Source organism: Xanthomonas campestris pv. campestris str. ATCC 33913, from assembly GCF_000007145.1.
Taxonomy (GTDB): Bacteria; Pseudomonadota; Gammaproteobacteria; order Xanthomonadales; family Xanthomonadaceae; genus Xanthomonas; species Xanthomonas campestris.
In genome coordinates this window covers 2,527,066-2,545,140 of sequence record NC_003902.1, presented here as the reverse complement: position 1 = coordinate 2,545,140, position 18,075 = coordinate 2,527,066, and the positions used below count along the sequence as shown (strand labels likewise).

Genomic DNA, 18,075 nt, shown 5'->3' with positions numbered 1-18,075 from the left:
AGCCGCCATCGGGCGGTCACCAAATCGCAAACAGCCGGCGTTAACGTGCGTGGAAAAGCTCCTCACGGCGTGCTCGCTATGCTCGCGCCGTCAGCGCAGCAACAGCAGCAGAAAAGGGTGAGGGTATGTCGATTGTCCTGTACGTCGGTGGCAGCAAGGATGGCGATAAGGGTGTGGTGCCGTACGGCTTCAGCAAGTCGCGCACCATGACCGAGGCCGGTCCGGAGGTGTACGTGGAGCGCATGGTGCCGCTCAAGGACGTGGGCAAGATCCGCGTCATGGCGCTGGAATCGCTGCACGAAAGCATTCTGGTCGAGCGCGCCGCCACCCATTACGCACGCCGCGTCCGCTGAGCGCGTCGGCATAGGTTTACGGTGGTCCTGTCAACGGGTTTCCGCGGCGCCCCGGCACTGCGAAAATGCATTTTTGACAGTGAAGCGGTTCCAACCGCGCCGCCATGCACGACACCCAGCTTGCCCAGCAGATCGCCCGCACCATCGCCGATGAGATCGGTGCCCAACCCGCCCAGGCGCGCGCCGCCATTGCCCTTCTCGATGAAGGCGCCAGCGTTCCGTTCATCGCGCGCTACCGCAAGGAAGTCACCGGCGGTCTGAACGACACCCAGCTGCGCAACCTCGAAACGCGCCTGACCTACCTGCGCGAACTGGAAGACCGCCGCGCCGCGATCCTGTCCAGCATCGGCGAGCAGGGCAAACTCAGCGACGAACTGCGCAGCGAAATCGTCGCCGCCGACACCAAGTCGCGCCTGGAAGACCTGTATCTGCCGTACAAGCCCAAGCGCCGCACGCGTGCGCAGATTGCGCGCGAGGCCGGGCTGGAACCGCTGGCGGACACCTTGCTGGCCGACCCCACCCAGGCGCCGGACACCACCGCAGCGATCTACGTGGATGCCGACAAGGGCGTGGCCGACGTCAAGGCCGCACTGGAAGGCGCCCGCGCGATCCTGATGGAGCGCTGGGGCGAAGACGCCGCGCTGGTCGGCGAACTGCGTAGCTGGTTGAACGACAACGGCGTGATCCGTGCGCGTGTGGCCGAGGGCAAGGAAGAGGCCGGTGCCAAATACCGCGACTACTTCGACCACGCCGAATCGCTGGCCAGGATTCCCTCGCATCGCCTGCTGGCCTTGTTCCGGGCACGCCGCGAAGAATTTCTCTACCTGGATCTGGACCCGGGCACCGATGCCGACGCCGGTCACCAGTACGCCGAAGGCCGCGTGGCGCGCAGTGCCGGCATTTCCAACGAAGGCCGCCCGGCCGACCGCTGGTTGCTCGATGCCTGCCGGCTCACCTGGCGCGCCAAGCTGCACATGCACCTGCTGCTGGACCTGTTCAACCAGGCGCGCGAAAAGGCCGAGGCCGAGGCGATTGCGGTGTTCGGCGACAACCTCAAGGACCTGATGCTGGCGGCGCCCGCCGGCCCGCGCGTGGTGCTGGGCCTGGACCCGGGCATCCGCACGGGCTGCAAGATCGCCGTGGTCGACGCCACCGGCAAGCTGGTAGCCACCGAGACGATCTACCCGCACGAACCCAAGCGGCAGTGGGACCAGTCGCTGCAGACGCTCAAGAAGCTGTGCCTGCAGCACAACGTGGAGCTGATCGCGATCGGTAACGGTACTGCCAGCCGCGAGACCGACAAGCTTGCCGGCGAGGCAATTGCCTTGTGCGACCGCGCCAAGCTGCAGAAGATCGTGGTCAGCGAAGCCGGCGCATCGGTGTACTCCGCATCTGAATTCGCCGCCAAGGAATTCCCGAACCTGGATGTCTCGCTGCGCGGTGCGGTGTCGATCGCGCGGCGCCTGCAGGACCCGCTGGCCGAGTTGGTCAAGATCGAGCCCAAGGCAATCGGTGTGGGCCAGTACCAGCACGACGTGGACCAATATCGCCTGGCCAAGGCGCTGGACGCGCGCGTGGAAGACTGCGTCAACGCCGTGGGCGTGTACGTCAATACCGCCTCGGCGGCCTTGCTGTCACGCGTATCGGGCCTGTCCAGTACGGTGGCGGAAAACATCGTGCGGCATCGCGACGACAACGGCCCGTTCAAGCGCCGCAAGGACCTGCTCAAGGTCCCGCGCCTGGGCGACAAGACCTTCGAACAATGCGCCGGCTTCCTGCGCATTGCCGACGGCGATGAGCCGCTGGATGTGTCGGCGGTGCACCCGGAGGCCTACCCGGTGGTGGAGCGCATCGTCAGCAGCACCGGCAAGCCAATCAAGGCCTTGCTGGGCGATGGCAGCTTCCTGCGCGCGCTCAAGCCGGAGCAGTTCACCGACGAGCAATTCGGTGTGCCCACCGTGCGCGACATCCTCAAGGAAATGGAAAAGCCCGGCCGGGACCCGCGCCCGGAATTCAAGGCGGCGCAGTTCGCCGAGGGCATCGAGGACATCAAGCACCTCAAGCCCGGCATGATCCTGGAAGGTGTGGTCAGCAACGTCGCGGCCTTTGGCGCGTTCGTCGACATCGGCGTGCACCAGGATGGCCTGGTCCACATCTCGGCGCTGTCGGACACCTTCGTCAAGGACCCGCGCGACGTGGTCAAGGCCGGCGACATCGTCAAGGTCAAGGTGCTGGAAGTGGACGTGGCGCGCAAACGCATCGCGCTGACCCGGCGGTTGTCGGATACGCCGCCACCGGCCGACGCGGCCGCGCAGTCACGCGACACACGTGGCGCGGGGCAGGGGCGGCGCGACGGAAGCGGTGGTGGCGGGCGCGGCCCGGCAGCCGGCACTGCCAAGCCGCGGACCAGCGCGCCGCCCGCCAACAACGCATTGGCCGACGCCTTCGCGCGCGCCAAACGCAGCTGATCACAACGCACCCTGGCCCGCGCCAGGGTGCGTTGTTCAGGCGGATGGGTCGGTGCGTACCGCACCGGCGGGCAGCACCAGGCGTTCGATCAGGTCGATCAGCCCAGGTGGCTCCACCGGCTTGCCCATGTGCGCGTCGAAGCCAGCCACGATGGCGCGGTCGCGGTCCTCTTCGCGCACGTAGGCGGTGAGGGCAATCGCGCGGATGTGCCGCGGCAGTTCCGGCCGGCCCGAGCGCACGCTGCGGATCAGGTCGTAGCCATCGCGCAGCGGCATGGCGATATCGCTCACCAGCACGTCGTAATGCGCCGCGGCCAGGTGCGCTTCCGCTGCATCCACCGAGCCGGCGGCCTGCACCTGCGCGCCGGCCAGCATCAGGAAATGCATCACCGCCTCGCGTGAGTCCTGGTCGTCGTCCACCAGCAGCAGGCGCACGCCATCGAGCCGGCCATGTGCGGCGGTGGGCAGCGGGCCGGTGTGGGCAGGCTCTGGTGCGGGACGCTGGTCGCTGACGCCGTGCTGGAACGGCAGCACCACGGTGAACGTTGCGCCATGACCTTCGCCGTCGCTGGACGCGCCCAGGCTGCCGCCGTGCAGATCGATCAGCTGGCGCGAAATCGACAGTCCCAGCCCCAATCCGCCCACGCGGCGGGTGGTGCCGGCATCGGCCTGACGGAAGCGGTCGAACACATGCGGCAGGAAGTCGGCGGCAATGCCGATGCCAGTATCGCGTACGCACAGGCGCAGGCGCTGCTCTTCCACCTCCAGGCTCACGCGCACATCGCCCTCGGGTGCGGTGAACTTGAGCGCGTTGCTGATCAGGTTGGTCAGCACCTGCTGGAGGCGCCCGGCATCGCCGAAGAACCACAGGCTGCCTTGCAGCGGCGCATCCAGTTCCAGCCGGATCTGGCGCGCCTGTGCGGTGGGCTGCATCAATTCCACGGTGCTGCGCGCCAGCCCGGCGATGTCGAAGTGTTCGGGCTGCAGGCGGATCTTGCCGGACAGGATCGCACTCATATCCAGCAGGTCGTCGATGATCTGCGTTTGCGCGCGCGCACTGCGCTCGATCACCACCAGTCCCTTGCCCAGCTTGGCCGGCTCGAAGGCATCGGCCTGCATCAAGCGCGACCATCCCAGGATCGCATTGAGCGGCGTGCGCAGTTCGTGGCTGAGCGTGGCCAGGAATTCATCCTTGACCCGGCTGGCGTGTTCGGCCTGATTGCGTGCAGCGGTTTCAGCCTGCAGCGAGGCCTTGAGTTTGGCATCCACGCGCGTGCGCTCGATCACGATGCCGGCTAGATGGGAGGCCGAGCGTGCCATGGCCTGTTCGCGCAGCGAGGCCAGATGCGGTTGCGCGTAATAGATGTTGAGCGTGCCCAGCACGGCGCCATTGCTGCCCAGAATCGGCGTGACGCAGCAGGCGGCAATCCCCATCGCTGCCGAGAGTGCGCGGTGGTCTTCAAAGCGCGGATCGTTGGCGATGTCCTCACAAATCACCTGCAGGCCGCTATGGGCCGAGCGCGCGCACGGCGGGCCAGAGGGCCCGATCGGCGCATTCTCGAAATCGCCGCTGTAATCGCGCGGCAGATGCGGGGCCGCCGCAAACTGCAAGGTCTGGTGCTCCTCATCCAGCACCATCACTGCGCAATACAGCGGTGTTTCGCCGCGCGCTTCCACGCTCAGCGCGATGGCATCGAGCACCACCGTCAATGGCGCACCGGTCGTGATCAGGCTCAGGATCGCGCGGTCGGATGCGGTGGCATCTTCGATCCGCTTGCGGTCGGAAATATCGGTCAGCGAACCGATGTGGCCCAGGAAGCGCCCGTCGCTGCCGAAGTGCGGCGACGCGGTGTCGATACACCAGCGGTACTGCCCATCGTGGCGGCGGATGCGGTATTCGGCGATGAACGCGCCGCGTGCATCGAGCGCCTGCTCGAAGGCATGTCGCACACGCGCCGCATCATCGGGATGCATCGCATTCCACCAGCCCTGGTCCAGGGCCTGTTCCTCGCCCTGGCCGGTGAACTCATACCATTGCGGGTTCCAGTAGACGCAGTTGCCGTCCACGTCCGCCATCCAGATCATCGCCGGCACCGTCTCGCACAATGCGCGGAAGCGCGCCTCGCTTTCGCGCAGCTTGTGCTCGAACCCGCGGCGGTCGTGGATATCGGTGTAGGTGCCGATCCACTCGCTGATGCGTCCATGTTCGTCGCGGACGGGCAGGGCACGCGCCAGGTGCCAGCGGGTCTGCCCATCGTGGCGGCGCAGCTCACATTCGATCTCGTAGGCGCGCTCGCCATTGAGCGCCAGCGCCCACGCCTGGCCGGACATGCGCAAGCCTGCGGCCGAATGTGCCTGCTGCCACGCGGCGCTGGCCTCCGTGTCTGGATTCAGGCCGGTGTATTCGTACCAGCGTTGATTGAAATAGTCCGGCTGGCCTGCCGGATCGGCGATGAAGATGATCTGCGGCACCGTGTCGGCCAGCCGCCGCAGCCGCCCCTCGCTGGCCGCCAACTGGCGCTGCGCCTTGGCCCGCTGCATCGATTCCCAGCACCGTGCCACCACCAGCCGCACCAGTTCGATGTCGGTCGAGGCCCATTGCCGCGGTGCACGTTGATGCACGCCGATTGCCGCCACCAGTTGGCCATGCTTGTGCAACGGAATCGCCAGCGACGCGCGCAGGCCGGAATGCCGGTATTGCTCGACTACGTAGTCCGGCGCGCCGGGGGCCATCGCGTCGGTGGTGAACCAGGTGCGGTTTTCCAGCAGCGCATCGCGCAGCCCCTGCGCGGCTTCCAACGGAAAATCTCCCTTGAGGCTAGGCATGTCCTGCACGTAGTCGCTGATCACGTGCATCACACTGTGGTCCTCCGCCGCCAGGCCGAATGCGCAGCGGTTGACCCGCAGATGCTCGCCGAGCAGGCGCACGCTGGTGTCCACGATCGCGCGCGGTTCGGAGACATGCTGCAGGGCATCTTCCAGATGCAATAGAAAGCTGTCGTGGCTGCGTTCGTCTGTGGGCGACGGCAGAGCCAGGGTTGTTGCCGCAAGCGTATTGCCGTGCCACTGCGACGGCTGTCCGCGCGGATGGGCGGCGATATACAGCTGGCCCAACGGCCTGCCGCTTTCGAGCACCGGGCTGCACGACCATGCCGATGGCTCGGGGTGCTGCTGTCTGTCTGTCGCTCCCGCCAGCACCAGGCGTTGGGCGGTAACTGTAGCGAGCGGCTGGCCGAACACGTGCGGATGCAGCGCACCGAGGAGCGGGATGCAGGCATCGTTGTACAGGCAGTGCGAGGCCTCGCCACACACCAGCACCATCGGCACCTGTGCATGCAGGCAAAGCGAAAGCGCTGTCGACAGCGCAGGACTTTCGCTCAGCAGGGCGAGGGCGCTTTCGTCCGCATGCGGCAATAGCGCTGTGGTTTCGCGATGCTCTGGCAGCAACTCAACAATGGCCGGCGCGGCGATGGCCATGATGCATCCCACCTGTCAGCCCTGGATGCAGTGATTCTAGTGACAACGTCGCCGCTGACAATGCGTCAGCTGCTGGCACCGCTGCGCTGGCGCGCCTTGGCCAGGGCATCGACGAGCTCGTCGGACATGTACGGCTTGGTCAGGATGACCCCGCGTTCAAACCCGTGCGGGATGCTGGCACTGGCCACGCCGGTGGCCAGCACGAAGGGAATGCCGCGTTCGGTGAGCCGCCGCGCAACCGGTTCGCTGGTCTGGCCGTTGCCCAGGCGATAGTCCAGCACGGCAGTATCCGGCGCATCGGCCTCGATCAGCTGCAGCGCGTCGTCGACCTCACCCACCGGCCCGACCACGGCCGCACCCGCCTGGATCAGCTGCATTTCGAGCAGCATGGCATTCATGTCATCGTTTTCGACCACGAGTACCCGAACTCCACGCAACGCCGACATTGCTTACTCCTTCACGGTAGCCGGTGAGTATATCGGCCCAGGCTGAGCGCCGCGTTGCTGACGCTGCTTGCACATGAATTCGTCAGGCAATTCCTGACACTGTTCGTTTCGTTGACAACTCGCTATACTGCGCGGCCACGCCGAAGTGGCGGAATCGGTAGACGCAGCGGACTCAAAATCCGCCGCCCTTAAAAGCGTGTGGGTTCGAGTCCCACCTTCGGCACCAAGTTCTTGCGGTACATCTAAAAGCCCGCCTGGAGTCATCCAGGCGGGCTTTTACGTTTCCGCTGTGCGCCGGTGCACCGGTGCGCTTTGCGGCTGGGTGCAGGCGGGCTGCTGCGATATGTGGGGATGCATTGCCATGGATGCTCAGTGCCCGCACATCGGAGTTGCCGTCGTACGTTGGCTGTCTGAGTTGTTTGGCGAGCAAGAGTGTTCGCATAGGCACGCAGCCATCACGCCTGGTCCGTACCTTTGAGGCCTCTCTCAAGATCAGGTGCCCATCATGGCGATCGACTCAGAACAGAAGCTGCGCATTCTTCGCGACATCCACGCCACCACGCCGGTGAGCGAAGAAGAGGCCGACTGGGCGGTGCGCGCCGGCTATGCGACGCACGCGGAAGACGCGGATATCGATCTGACGCACGAGGGGCGCAAGGCGCTTGATGACGGGCAGGTGTGACGCGATGTAGGCCGGCACAATGTAGTGGCGCGGCGACACGAACGAGAGTCCTGGCGCCTGGTTGCGATAGTCGATTCGTTTGCCGCAGAAGCGGAGCTACTGGTTTTAAACAGCCCAGGGCGCAGGCGCGCAGCCAACGTTTAAATCGGGGTGCGTGCAGTCGCGAGCTCGTAAACTGGAGCACAGTCCGGGTGCGCGCCACGCGCCGCCAGGCGCGGTTAGTGCATCCGCAATGCTCCAACGTCACCCAACAAAAAAGCCCCGCAGTGCGGAGCTTCTTGTCGTTGGCGTCCCCACGGGGATTCGAACCCCGGTGTCCACCGTGAAAGGGTGGTGTCCTAGGCCTCTAGACGATGGGGACGCATAAACGAACAACCCCGTTGTTAGCTTGCGGACGGCCTATTGTCCGAAAGTTGGTGGAGCCAGGCGGGATCGAACCGCCGACCTCCTGCATGCCATGCAGGCGCTCTCCCAGCTGAGCTATGGCCCCACGATGCTGCGAGCCGGCAATGATAGCGATCTGCAACCGGGTTGGGAAGAGGTGCGGATACATTTTTTTCATGCGGTAACGCGCCAGCGTTCTGATCGGCCTACGCGCTGTGTCGTGTCGCGCACTGGGTGCGGCGCTTCCCTTTGTCGCTGATCTCGTCGGCAGGCAACACGCGTCAGGTGTGTCCTGCTTTGTGCATCGCGTTAGCCAAGCGTGTTGCGATGCGCAGCTGATCTCGAAACTTTTCCTGTCTGGTTTTTTGTTTCGCGGAACCTGTAGTCGTTACTGGCGCGCTAGTGAGTGCGTGGCGGGTTGCAGCCACAAGGGTGCACATCATGCCCGAACGCTAGTGCAAAGCGGAAAAAGGCAATTTCGTGCGCTGCGTCCAAGTGCTGTTCTCGTCGCTGCGTCGCTGCAGCGGTGACAAGCGAGGTGACGTGTGCAGCAGCGTGCATATCGTCTGCTCTGCTTGAAAGGCGAGGGCGCACGCAAATGCGCACGTGGTGAAGTCTTACTCCGGCGCGGCGCGGCGCGGCTCGGCTCGGCGCGTCGTGGTCGCAGCGCCAGGTCATGCACACGCAATCGGAATCAGGCACTTCGACCGATCTTGCAACTCCGGCCAGCTTCGAAGAGCTTCAACACGCAATCGCACAAAGCGCGTTGCCAGTGAGGCATCACCAAACTGCTCTGGCACATCTGGCAAAAATTGCACGCAAGAAAAAAGCCCCGGCAATGCCGAGGCTTTTTGATGATTGGCGTCCCCACGGGGATTCGAACCCCGGTGTCCACCGTGAAAGGGTGGTGTCCTAGGCCTCTAGACGATGGGGACGCGTATCAAACCTGGTTGTCTATTCCAGACGGCCTATGTCCGGAACGTGGTGGAGCCAGGCGGGATCGAACCGCCGACCTCCTGCATGCCATGCAGGCGCTCTCCCAGCTGAGCTATGGCCCCACGAAACTGAGAACGAAATGATAGCGATGCGTTAACGTTCGCGCAAGCGCTTTTTCATGCCGAATGAGACGCGGCGTGCGCCGTGCTCAGTTGACGCCGTGCAGATCGCGCAGCTGTGTCGGGCGCGCGCCAAAGTACGCGGCGAGATCGGCGATGTCCTGGTCACTCAGCGCGGTGGCTTGGGCGGTCATCAACGGATGCTGGCGATCGCCGCTGCGATAGGCCTGCAATGCATGTGCAAGGTAGTCGCCGTACTGGCCGCCGAGTTTGGGATAGGTCGGGTCCAGCGGCACATTGCCATCGGCGCCGTGGCAATCGACACAGCTCTGGCCGGTGGCCTTGCCTTTGGTATGCGCGAGTTTGTCGCCGGCTGCGGCGCGGCCGGTCGGCAGGCCCGCCGACGACCCCGAGCCATGCTCGCCGCTGGCATGACCGGCATCGCCGGCAGAGTGATCGGTGGATTCCACCTGGGACTGGGAACAGGCCGCCAACGACAGGGCAGCGACCAAGGCGATGGCTAGACGCGGAGCGTACAGGGCGTTCGGCATGTGGGCGCTTATTTGAGGGTGGACAGGTAGGTGGCGATGTCGGCGATGTCCTGCTCGGAAAAGCTTTGCGCCTGTGCCTGCATGGTCGGGTGTTTGCGCTTGCCCTGGCGGTATTCGGTCAGTGCCTGGGTCAGGTACTGCGCGGACTGGCCGCCGATCTTGGGCACGCGGTAGCTCGGGTAGGCGTTCTTGTAGCCGGTCACGCCGTGGCAGCCCTGGCAGGTGTATGCCAGCTGGCGGCCATTCCCGGCATTGCCCGAGGACGCGGGTGTGGCAGGCGTCGGCGCCGCGGCTGCAGGCGCAGGCGGTGTCGGAACCGATGGTGTTGCTGATGCGCCCCCAAACGGCAGGAAGACGACCAGAGCGAGACAAGCGGCGAGCGGCTGCGGGCGCATGGTTTCGTATCCGGAAGACTGGTATGAGTCCGCACGTGGGGGCGTTGCGGGCCGAACCGAGTATGCCTGCGATTTGGCCGCACGCAAACCGGGTGAATAGGCAATCTTGAACAGACCATGACCTTTGGCGCATTGGCGGCATGATGGCTTGGGTGGTTTACTTGCCTACAACACCTGTTCACGCATCCACTAGGACACGACGATGTCGCCACTCTCCTTCTTGCACGGCCGCAGCGGACCTTGCGCTGCGGCGCTGTTGATCACCACGAGCCTGTTGCTGGGCGGTTGCAAGGCTGGCGACAGTGCTGCCAAGCCGGCAGACAGCCAGAAGGCCGCAGATGCCGTGCCGGTGGAAACCGCCAAGGCAGCCCGTCGCGCGGTGGCTGCCAGCTACACCGGCACTGCGGCATTGGAGCCACGTGCCGAAGCGCAGGTGGTGGCCAAGACCTCCGGCGTGGCGCTGGCGGTGATGGTCGAGGAAGGGCAGAAGGTGTCGGCAGGCCAGGCGCTGGTACGGCTGGATCCGGACCGCGCGCATCTGGCGGTGGCGCAAAGCGAGGCGCAGCTGCGCAAGCTGGAAAACAGCTATCGCCGCGCCACGCAACTGGTCGGCCAGCAACTGGTCAGCGCCGCGGATGTGGACCAGCTCAAGTTCGATGTGGAAAACAGCCGCGCGCAGCATCGTCTGGCGTCGCTGGAACTGTCGTACACCACCGTGCAGGCACCGATTTCCGGTGTGATTGCTTCGCGCTCGATCAAGACCGGCAACTTCGTGCAGATCAATACGCCGATCTTCCGCATCGTCGACGACTCGCAACTGGAAGCCACGCTCAACGTGCCCGAGCGCGAGCTGGCCACGCTCAAGTCCGGCCAGCCGGTGACGTTGCTGGCCGACGCATTGCCGGGACAGCAATTCGTGGGCAAGGTGGACCGCATCGCGCCGGTGGTGGATTCGGGCAGCGGCACTTTTCGCGTGGTGTGCGCGTTCGGGGCTGGCGCGGAGGCGTTGCAGCCCGGCATGTTCGGGCGCATCCGCATCGACTACGACCAGCGCAAGGATGCCCTGGTGATTCCGCGGCTGGCGCTGCTGGATGACGGTGAGCCGGCAGTGTTCGTGGTGCGCAATGGCAAGGCCAGCCGGGTGCCGGTGAAGCTGGGCTATGCCGAAGGCCCATGGCTGGAAGTGCGCCAGGGCCTGAAGGAAGGCGACCAGGTCGTGACGGCCGGCAAGGTGGCGTTGCGCGATGGCACCGCGGTGCAGATCATCGGCCAGCCCGATCGCAAGCCGGTTGCAGCTGCCGCACCGGCAACGGCCGGCGACGAGAAGCGCTCATGACCGACCATCCCACCGGCCCGGTCCACGACCCGCACCTATCCGTAGCGCCGGGCGGCGGCCTGGTGGCGTTTGCCACACGCCGCCGCGTCACCATCGCGATGATCACGGTGACCATGTTGCTGTTCGGCCTGATCGCGCTGCGTAGCCTCAAGGTCAATTTGCTGCCGGACCTGAGCTATCCCACGCTCACCGTGCGCACCGAATACACCGGTGCGGCACCGGCGGAGATCGAGACGCTGGTGACCGAGCCGGTGGAAGAAGCGGTCGGCGTGGTCAAGAACCTGCGTAAGCTCAAGTCGATCTCGCGTACCGGGCAAAGCGATGTGGTGCTGGAGTTTGCCTGGGGCACCAACATGGACCAGGCCGGCCTGGAAGTGCGCGACAAGATGGAAGCCTTGTCGCTGCCGCTGGAAGCCAAGCCGCCGGTGCTGCTGCGCTTCAATCCATCGACCGAGCCGATCATGCGCCTGGTGCTGTCGCCCAAGCAGGCGCCGGCCTCAGACACCGACGCCATCCGTCAGCTCACCGGCCTGCGGCGCTATGCCGACGAGGATCTGAAAAAGAAGCTCGAACCGGTGGCCGGCGTGGCGGCGGTGAAGGTGGGCGGTGGTCTGGAAGACGAGATTCAGGTGGATATCGACCAGCAGAAACTGGCCCAGCTCAGTCTGCCGATCGACAACGTCATCACCCGGTTGAAGGAAGAGAACGTCAACATCTCCGGCGGCCGGCTGGAAGAAGGTTCACAGCGCTACCTGGTGCGCACGGTCAACCAGTTCGTGGATCTGGATGAGATCCGCAACATGCTGGTGACCACGCAGAGCAGCAGCAGCAGCGCAGCCGATGCAGCGATGCAGCAGATGTATGCCATTGCGGCGTCCACCGGTTCGCAGGCGGCATTGGCGGCCGCGGCCGAAGTGCAGAGCACCTCGGCCTCGTCCACCAGCAGCATCGCCGGCGGCATGCCGGTGCGCTTGAAGGACGTGGCGCAGGTGCGCCAGGGCTACAAGGAACGCGAGGCGATCATTCGCCTGGGCGGCAAGGAAGCGGTGGAATTGGCGATCTACAAGGAGGGCGATGCCAATACGGTGTCGACCGCCGCGTCGCTGCGCAAGCGCCTGGAGCAGATCAAGGCGACCGTGCCCGGCGATGTGGAAATCACCACCATCGAGGACCAGTCGCACTTCATCGAGCACGCGATCAGCGACGTCAAGAAAGATGCGGTGATCGGCGGCGTGCTGGCGATCCTGATCATCTTTTTGTTCCTGCGCGATGGCTGGAGCACCTTCGTGATCAGCCTGTCGCTGCCGGTGTCGATCATCACCACGTTCTTCTTCATGGGCCAGCTGGGCCTGAGCCTGAACGTGATGTCGCTGGGTGGGCTGGCCTTGGCCACTGGCCTGGTGGTGGACGATTCCATCGTGGTGCTGGAGAGCATCGCCAAGGCGCGCGAGCGTGGCCTGAGCGTGCTGGATGCGGCCATGGTGGGCACCCGCGAGGTGAGCATGGCGGTGATGGCCTCGACCCTGACCACCATCGCGGTGTTCCTGCCGCTGGTGTTTGTCGAAGGCATTGCCGGGCAGTTGTTCCGTGACCAGGCGTTGACCGTGGCGATCGCCATTGCGATCTCGCTGGTGGTGTCGATGACGCTGATCCCGATGCTGAGCTCGCTGAAGGGCGCGCCGCCCATGGCCTTCCCGGACGAACCCAGCCACCCGCAGTGGCAGCCGCAGCAGCGCTGGCTCAAGCCAGTAGCGGCTGGCCGCCGCGGCGCGGGTGCCAGCGTGCGCTATGCGTTTTTCGGCGCCGCCTGGGCGGTGGTGAAGGCTTGGCGCGGCGCCACGCGGGTGGTGGCACCGGTGATGCGCAAGGCCAGCGATATCGCGATGGCGCCGTATGGCCGTGCCGAACGCGGGTACCTGACCATGCTGCCGGCGGCATTGCGGCGGCCCTGGTTGGTGCTCGGGCTGGCAGGCGCCGCATTCGTCGGCACGGTGCTGCTGGTGCCGATGCTCGGCGCGGACCTGATCCCGCAGCTGGCGCAGGACCGCTTCGAAATGACGGTGAAGCTGCCCTCTGGTACGCCGCTGGCGCAGACCGACGCTCTGGTGCGCGAGCTGCAACTGGCGCACGACAAGGACCCGGGCATCGCCTCGCTGTATGGCGTGAGCGGTGCCGGCACACGGCTGGATGCCAACCCCACCGAAAGTGGCGAGAACATCGGCAAGCTCACGGTGGTGATGGCCGGTGGCGGCAGCCCCGCGGTGGAGGCAGCGGCCACCGAGCGCCTGCGCAGCAGCATGACGGCGCATCCGGGCGCGCAGGTGGATTTCGCGCGGCCGGCCCTGTTTAGTTTTTCCACGCCGCTGGAAGTGGAGTTGCGCGGGCAGGATCTGGGCGAGCTGGAGCAGGCTGGCCAGAAACTGGCGCAGATGCTGCGTGCCAACGGCCACTACGCGGACGTGAAGTCGACCGTGGAAGAGGGCTTCCCGGAAATCCAGATCCGCTTCGACCAGGAGCGCGCCGGTGCGCTGGGCTTGACCACGCGGCAGATCGCCGATGTGATCGTCAAGAAGGTGCGCGGCGATGTGGCCACCCGCTACAGCTTCCGTGATCGCAAGATCGATGTGCTGGTGCGTGCGCAGCACAGCGACCGTGCCAGCGTGGACGCGATCCGCCAGTTGATCGTCAACCCAGGTAGCAGCCGTCCGGTACGCCTTGCTGCGGTCGCCGAGGTGGTGGCGACCACCGGGCCGAGCGAGATCCATCGCGCCGACCAGACCCGCGTGGCGATCGTGTCGGCGAGCCTGCGCGACATCGACCTGGGCGGTGCGGTGCGCGAAGTGGAAACGTTGGTGCGTAACGACCCGCTGGCGGCTGGCGTGGGCATGCACATCGGCGGGCAGGGCGAGGAACTGGCGCAGTCGGTGAAGTCGCTGCTGTTCGCGTTCGGTCTGGCGATCTTCCTGGTCTACCTGGTGATGGCTTCGCAGTTCGAATCGCTGCTGCACCCGTTCGTCATCTTGTTCACCATTCCGCTGGCGATGGTCGGCGCGGTGCTGGCACTGCTGATGACCGGCAAGCCGGTATCGGTGGTGGTGTTCATTGGTCTGATTTTGCTGGTGGGCCTGGTGACCAAGAACGCGATCATCCTGATCGACAAGGTCAACCAGCTGCGCGAGGAAGGCGTCGCCAAGCGTGAGGCGCTGATCGAAGGGGCGCGTTCGCGCCTGCGGCCGATCATCATGACCACGCTGTGCACCTTGTTCGGCTTTTTGCCGCTGGCGGTGGCGATGGGCGAGGGAGCGGAGGTGCGTGCACCGATGGCCATCACCGTGATCGGCGGGCTGCTGGTGTCTACGCTGCTCACCTTGCTGGTGATTCCGGTGGTCTACGACCTGCTGGATCGCCGTGCCGATGCGTACTACCTGGAGCGCGGCCGGCGCATGGCGCGTCAGCGCGCACCGGCCAGCCACAGCGACGGGCTGGAGGCGGTATGAGCGTTGCCGCCTTCAGCATCCGTCGCCCGGTCACCACCATCATGTGCTTCGTGTCGCTGGTGGTGGTGGGGCTGATCGCCGCATTTCGCCTGCCGCTGGAGGCGCTGCCGGATATTTCCGCGCCGTTCCTGTTCGTGCAGTTGCCGTACACCGGCTCCACGCCGGACGAGGTGGAGCGCAACCTGGTGCGGCCGGCCGAAGAAGCGTTGGCGACAATGACCGGCATCAAGCGCATGCGCTCAACCGCCACCGCCGACGGCGCCAACATCTTCATCGAGTTCTCCGATTGGGACCGCGATATCGCCATTGCCGCCTCCGACGCACGCGAGCGGCTGGATGCGATTCGCGACGATTTCCCCGAGGATCTGCAGCGCTTCCATATCTTTAAATGGTCCAGCAGCGATGAGCCGGTACTCAAGGTGCGGCTGGCCAGCCAGGCCGATCTGACCGGCGCGTACGACATGCTCGACCGCGAGTTCAAGCGGCGCATCGAGCGGATTCCGGGCGTGGCCAAGGTGGAAATCTCCGGCGCGCCGCCGAATGAAGTGGAGATCGCGATCGCGCCGGACCGGCTGACTGCGCATGACCTGAGCCTCAACGATCTGAGTGAGCGGCTGGGCAAGCTCAATTTCTCGGTTTCGGCCGGGCAGATCGACGACAACGGCCAGCGCATCCGCGTGCAACCGGTAGGGGAGTTACGCGACCTGCAAGAGCTGCGCGACCTAGTGCTCAACGCCAAGGGCCTGCGCCTGGGCGACATTGCGCAGGTGCGGCTCAAGCCCACGCGCATGAACTACGGCCGGCGCCTGGATGGGCGTCCGGCGATTGGCCTGGACATCTACAAGGAGCGCAGCGCCAACCTGGTGGAAGTGTCCAAGGCGGCATTGAAGGAAGTCGAAGACATCCGCGCCGAACCTGCCATGCGCGACGTGCAGGTCAAGGTGATCGACAACCAGGGCAAGGCGGTGACCTCGTCATTGGCGGAATTGGCCGAGGCCGGTGCGGTTGGTCTGCTGTTGTCGATCACGGTGCTGTTCTTCTTCCTGCGCCACTGGCCGTCCACGCTGATGGTCACGCTGGCGATCCCGATCTGCTTTGCGATCACGCTGGGCTTCATGTACTTCGTCGGCGTCACGCTCAACATCCTGACCATGATGGGCTTGCTGTTGGCCGTGGGCATGCTGGTGGACAACGCGGTGGTGGTGGTGGAAAGCATCTACCAGGAGCGCGAGCGCATGCCGGGCCAGCCGCAACTGGCAGCGTTGTTGGGCACGCGTAGCGTGGCGATTGCACTCAGCGCCGGCACGCTGTGCCACTGCATCGTGTTCGTGCCGAACCTGTTTGGCGAAACCAACAACATCAGCATTTTCATGGCGCAGATTGCGATCACCATTTCGGTGTCGTTGCTGGCCTCGTGGTTGGTGGCGATCAGCCTGATCCCGATGCTGTCGGCGCGCATGAAAACGCCGCCGCTGGTGACCTCCGAGCGCGGCGTGATCGCACGGCTGCAGCGGCGCTACGCCAAGGTTTTGGCCTGGACGCTGGCGCACCGCGGCTGGAGCGTGGCCGGCATCCTGCTGGTCAGTGCAATCAGCCTGGTGCCGATGAAGCTCACCAAGGTCGATATGTTCGGTGGCGACGGCGGCAACGAGGGCTACATCCAGTATCAGTGGAAGGGCTCCTATACGCGCGAGCAGCTGGGCGATGAGATCGCGCGGGTGGAAAACCACCTGGAAGCCAACCGCGCCAAATATCACATCACCCAGATCTATTCGTGGTTTAGCGAGGTGGAAGGCAGCAACACCGTGGTGACCTTCGACGCGACCAAGGTCAAGGACCTGCCACCGCTGCTGGAGCAGATTCGCAAGGAGTTGCCGCGTTCTGCGCGCGCCGATTACAGCATCGGCAACCAGGGCGATGGCGGGAGCGGCAATCAGGGCGTGCAGGTGCAATTGGTGGGCGATTCCACCCAGGCACTGCAGGAGTTGGCCGACGAGGTGGTGCCGCTGCTGGCGCAGCGCAAGGAATTGCGCGACGTACGCGTGGATACCGGCGATCGCACCAGCGAGCTGGCGATCCGCGTGGATCGCGAGCGCGCGGCCGCGTTCGGCTTCAGTGCGGAGCAGGTGGCGAGCTTCGTCGGGCTGGCCTTGCGTGGCACGCCGCTGCGCGAGTTTCGCCGTGGCGACAACGAAGTACCGGTGTGGGTGCGTTTTGCCGGCGCCGAGCAGAGCAAACCCGAAGATCTGGCAGGCTTCACCGTGCGCACCAAGGATGGCCGCAGCGTGCCGTTGCTGTCGCTGGTGGATGTAAAAATCCGCCCGGCCGCCACCCAGATCGGCCGCACCAATCGGCAGACAACCCTGACCATCAAAGCCAATCTCGGCACGAAAGTCACCGTGCCTGAAGCGCGCGCTGCGATGGAGCAACCGCTCAAGGCGATGCAGTTTCCGGCCGGTTACAGCTACACCTTCGACGGGGGCGATTATCAGGACGACGGCGAGGCGATGGGCCAGATGGTGTTCAATCTGGTGATTGCGTTGGTGATGATCTACGTGGTGATGGCGGCGGTGTTCGAGTCGCTGCTGTTTCCGGCGGCGATCATGAGCGGCGTGCTGTTCTCGATCTTCGGGGTGTTCTGGCTGTTCTGGATCACCGGAACCTCGTTCGGCATCATGTCCTTCATCGGCATCCTGGTGCTGATGGGCGTGGTGGTGAACAACGGCATCGTGATGATCGAGCACATCAACAATCTGCGCCGCCGTGGCATGGGGCGCACGCAGGCGTTGATCGAAGGCTCACGTGAGCGCTTGCGGCCCATCATGATGACCATGGGCACCGCGATCCTGGCGATGGTGCCGATCTCGCTGACCAGCACCACCATGTTCAGCGACGGCCCGCCGTACTTCCCGATGGCGCGCGCCATCGCTGGCGGCCTGGCATTTTCGACGGTGGTGAGTCTGCTGTTCCTGCCGACCATCTACGCCATCCTGGATGACATGAGCAGCGGCGCGGCGGCATTGGTGCAGCGCGCGCGTGGTGTACGGAAGGCGATGCCGCCGGAGGCTGCGTTGGAGTCTTGAGCCACCAAAGACGGCTGACGGTTGGCAATCGCTGCACACCGAATGGCAGCAAGGGTGCTTCAAGCCCCTCTCCCGTCGGGAGAGGGGTTGGGGTGAGGGTACGGATTTCCCGAATACGACTAGGCAGCGTGCCTGCCTGCGGTTTGCTGGCTTCGGTGAGGGCGGCAGCGCGGCCGGGGCTCGGCTCCTCGGCTCGGCAGACATCCTGTCTGACTCGCCGCCGCGGCACATCCCTGTGCCGCTCTCCGCCAATCCCCGGCCACGCTGCCGCTTCGGCGGCGTCGTTGCCGTGAGTTAGCTGATCTTGAGGACAGTCAGGACGGGCGGCTTGAAGCCCCTCTCCCGTCG

Annotated in this window: 10 protein-coding genes and 5 tRNA genes; 7 read left to right on the top strand and 8 right to left on the bottom strand. The window is 65.2% G+C overall.

What is annotated here, in order from left to right; genetic code table 11:
- Positions 1-125: 125 nt before the first annotated feature.
- Both XCC_RS11235 and XCC_RS11230 read left to right on the top strand, forming a co-directional pair.
- Positions 126-353: a hypothetical protein gene (locus XCC_RS11235; protein ID WP_011037301.1), complete on the top strand. Its 228-nt coding sequence runs from the start codon at positions 126-128 to the stop codon at positions 351-353.
- Positions 354-457: 104 nt separating this feature from the next.
- Positions 458-2,821, top strand: a complete 2,364-nt coding sequence (locus XCC_RS11230) for a Tex family protein (RefSeq protein WP_011037300.1) — start codon at positions 458-460, stop codon at positions 2,819-2,821.
- A 36-nt stretch (positions 2,822-2,857) separates the two neighbouring features.
- Here the strand turns inward: XCC_RS11230 and XCC_RS11225 are convergent, their stop codons facing one another.
- Both XCC_RS11225 and XCC_RS11220 read right to left on the bottom strand, forming a co-directional pair.
- Positions 2,858-6,268, bottom strand: coding sequence for a PAS domain S-box protein (locus XCC_RS11225; RefSeq protein ID WP_407368644.1), 3,411 nt, complete (start codon positions 6,266-6,268; stop codon positions 2,858-2,860).
- Positions 6,269-6,363: 95 nt separating this feature from the next.
- On the bottom strand, positions 6,364-6,744 hold the full coding sequence (locus XCC_RS11220; protein ID WP_029216977.1) for a response regulator: 381 nt from the start codon (positions 6,742-6,744) through the stop codon (positions 6,364-6,366).
- A 139-nt stretch (positions 6,745-6,883) separates the two neighbouring features.
- Here XCC_RS11220 and XCC_RS11215 point away from each other — a divergent pair.
- Positions 6,884-6,970, top strand: a tRNA-Leu gene (locus XCC_RS11215).
- A gap of 279 nt (positions 6,971-7,249) precedes the next feature.
- Positions 7,250-7,426: a hypothetical protein gene (locus tag XCC_RS22105; RefSeq protein ID WP_011037297.1), complete on the top strand. Its 177-nt coding sequence runs from the start codon at positions 7,250-7,252 to the stop codon at positions 7,424-7,426.
- 285 nt (positions 7,427-7,711) lie between these two features.
- On the opposite strand, the gene XCC_RS11210 is transcribed toward XCC_RS22105, so the two are convergent.
- From XCC_RS11210 to XCC_RS11185, 6 genes are all read right to left on the bottom strand, one after another.
- A tRNA-Glu gene (locus XCC_RS11210) sits at positions 7,712-7,787 on the bottom strand.
- A gap of 53 nt (positions 7,788-7,840) precedes the next feature.
- A tRNA-Ala gene (locus tag XCC_RS11205) sits at positions 7,841-7,916 on the bottom strand.
- Between the two features lie 753 nt (positions 7,917-8,669).
- Positions 8,670-8,745 (bottom strand) — tRNA-Glu (locus XCC_RS11200).
- Positions 8,746-8,792: 47 nt separating this feature from the next.
- Positions 8,793-8,868 (bottom strand) — tRNA-Ala (locus XCC_RS11195).
- A gap of 86 nt (positions 8,869-8,954) precedes the next feature.
- A complete protein-coding gene (locus XCC_RS11190) occupies positions 8,955-9,416 on the bottom strand; it encodes a c-type cytochrome (RefSeq protein WP_043877747.1) in 462 nt (153 codons plus the stop codon).
- Between the two features lie 8 nt (positions 9,417-9,424).
- Positions 9,425-9,811 (bottom strand): c-type cytochrome, encoded by a 387-nt coding sequence (locus tag XCC_RS11185; RefSeq protein WP_011037295.1) that lies wholly within the window; start codon positions 9,809-9,811, stop codon positions 9,425-9,427.
- Positions 9,812-10,013: 202 nt separating this feature from the next.
- On the opposite strand from XCC_RS11185, the gene XCC_RS11180 reads away from it, so the two are divergent.
- The 3 genes from XCC_RS11180 to XCC_RS11170 are packed head-to-tail and all read left to right on the top strand — an operon-like array spanning position 10,014 to position 17,727.
- Positions 10,014-11,147 carry an efflux RND transporter periplasmic adaptor subunit gene (locus XCC_RS11180; protein ID WP_040941270.1) on the top strand — a complete coding sequence of 378 codons (1,134 nt, stop codon included), beginning with the start codon at positions 10,014-10,016 and terminating at the stop codon, positions 11,145-11,147.
- Complete coding sequence (locus XCC_RS11175; RefSeq protein ID WP_011037293.1) at positions 11,144-14,644, top strand: efflux RND transporter permease subunit; 3,501 nt, start codon at positions 11,144-11,146, stop codon at positions 14,642-14,644. The genes XCC_RS11180 and XCC_RS11175 overlap by 4 nt, the downstream gene beginning before the upstream one ends.
- Positions 14,641-17,727 (top strand): efflux RND transporter permease subunit, encoded by a 3,087-nt coding sequence (locus XCC_RS11170; protein WP_011037292.1) that lies wholly within the window; start codon positions 14,641-14,643, stop codon positions 17,725-17,727. The genes XCC_RS11175 and XCC_RS11170 overlap by 4 nt, the downstream gene beginning before the upstream one ends.
- Positions 17,728-18,075 lie beyond the last annotated feature (348 nt).

Bases quoted from the DNA above. Each gene is read 5' to 3' on its own strand.
- XCC_RS11235 (WP_011037301.1), top strand. From the start codon at position 126: ATGTCGATTGTCCTGTACGTCGGTGGCAGCAAGGATGGCGATAAGGGT.
- XCC_RS11230 (WP_011037300.1), top strand. From the start codon at position 458: ATGCACGACACCCAGCTTGCCCAGCAGATCGCCCGCACCATCGCCGAT.
- XCC_RS11220 (WP_029216977.1), bottom strand. From the start codon at position 6,744: ATGTCGGCGTTGCGTGGAGTTCGGGTACTCGTGGTCGAAAACGATGAC.
- XCC_RS22105 (WP_011037297.1), top strand. From the start codon at position 7,250: ATGGCGATCGACTCAGAACAGAAGCTGCGCATTCTTCGCGACATCCAC.
- XCC_RS11190 (WP_043877747.1), bottom strand. From the start codon at position 9,416: ATGCCGAACGCCCTGTACGCTCCGCGTCTAGCCATCGCCTTGGTCGCT.
- XCC_RS11185 (WP_011037295.1), bottom strand. From the start codon at position 9,811: ATGCGCCCGCAGCCGCTCGCCGCTTGTCTCGCTCTGGTCGTCTTCCTG.
- XCC_RS11180 (WP_040941270.1), top strand. From the start codon at position 10,014: ATGTCGCCACTCTCCTTCTTGCACGGCCGCAGCGGACCTTGCGCTGCG.
- XCC_RS11175 (WP_011037293.1), top strand. From the start codon at position 11,144: ATGACCGACCATCCCACCGGCCCGGTCCACGACCCGCACCTATCCGTA.
- XCC_RS11170 (WP_011037292.1), top strand. From the start codon at position 14,641: ATGAGCGTTGCCGCCTTCAGCATCCGTCGCCCGGTCACCACCATCATG.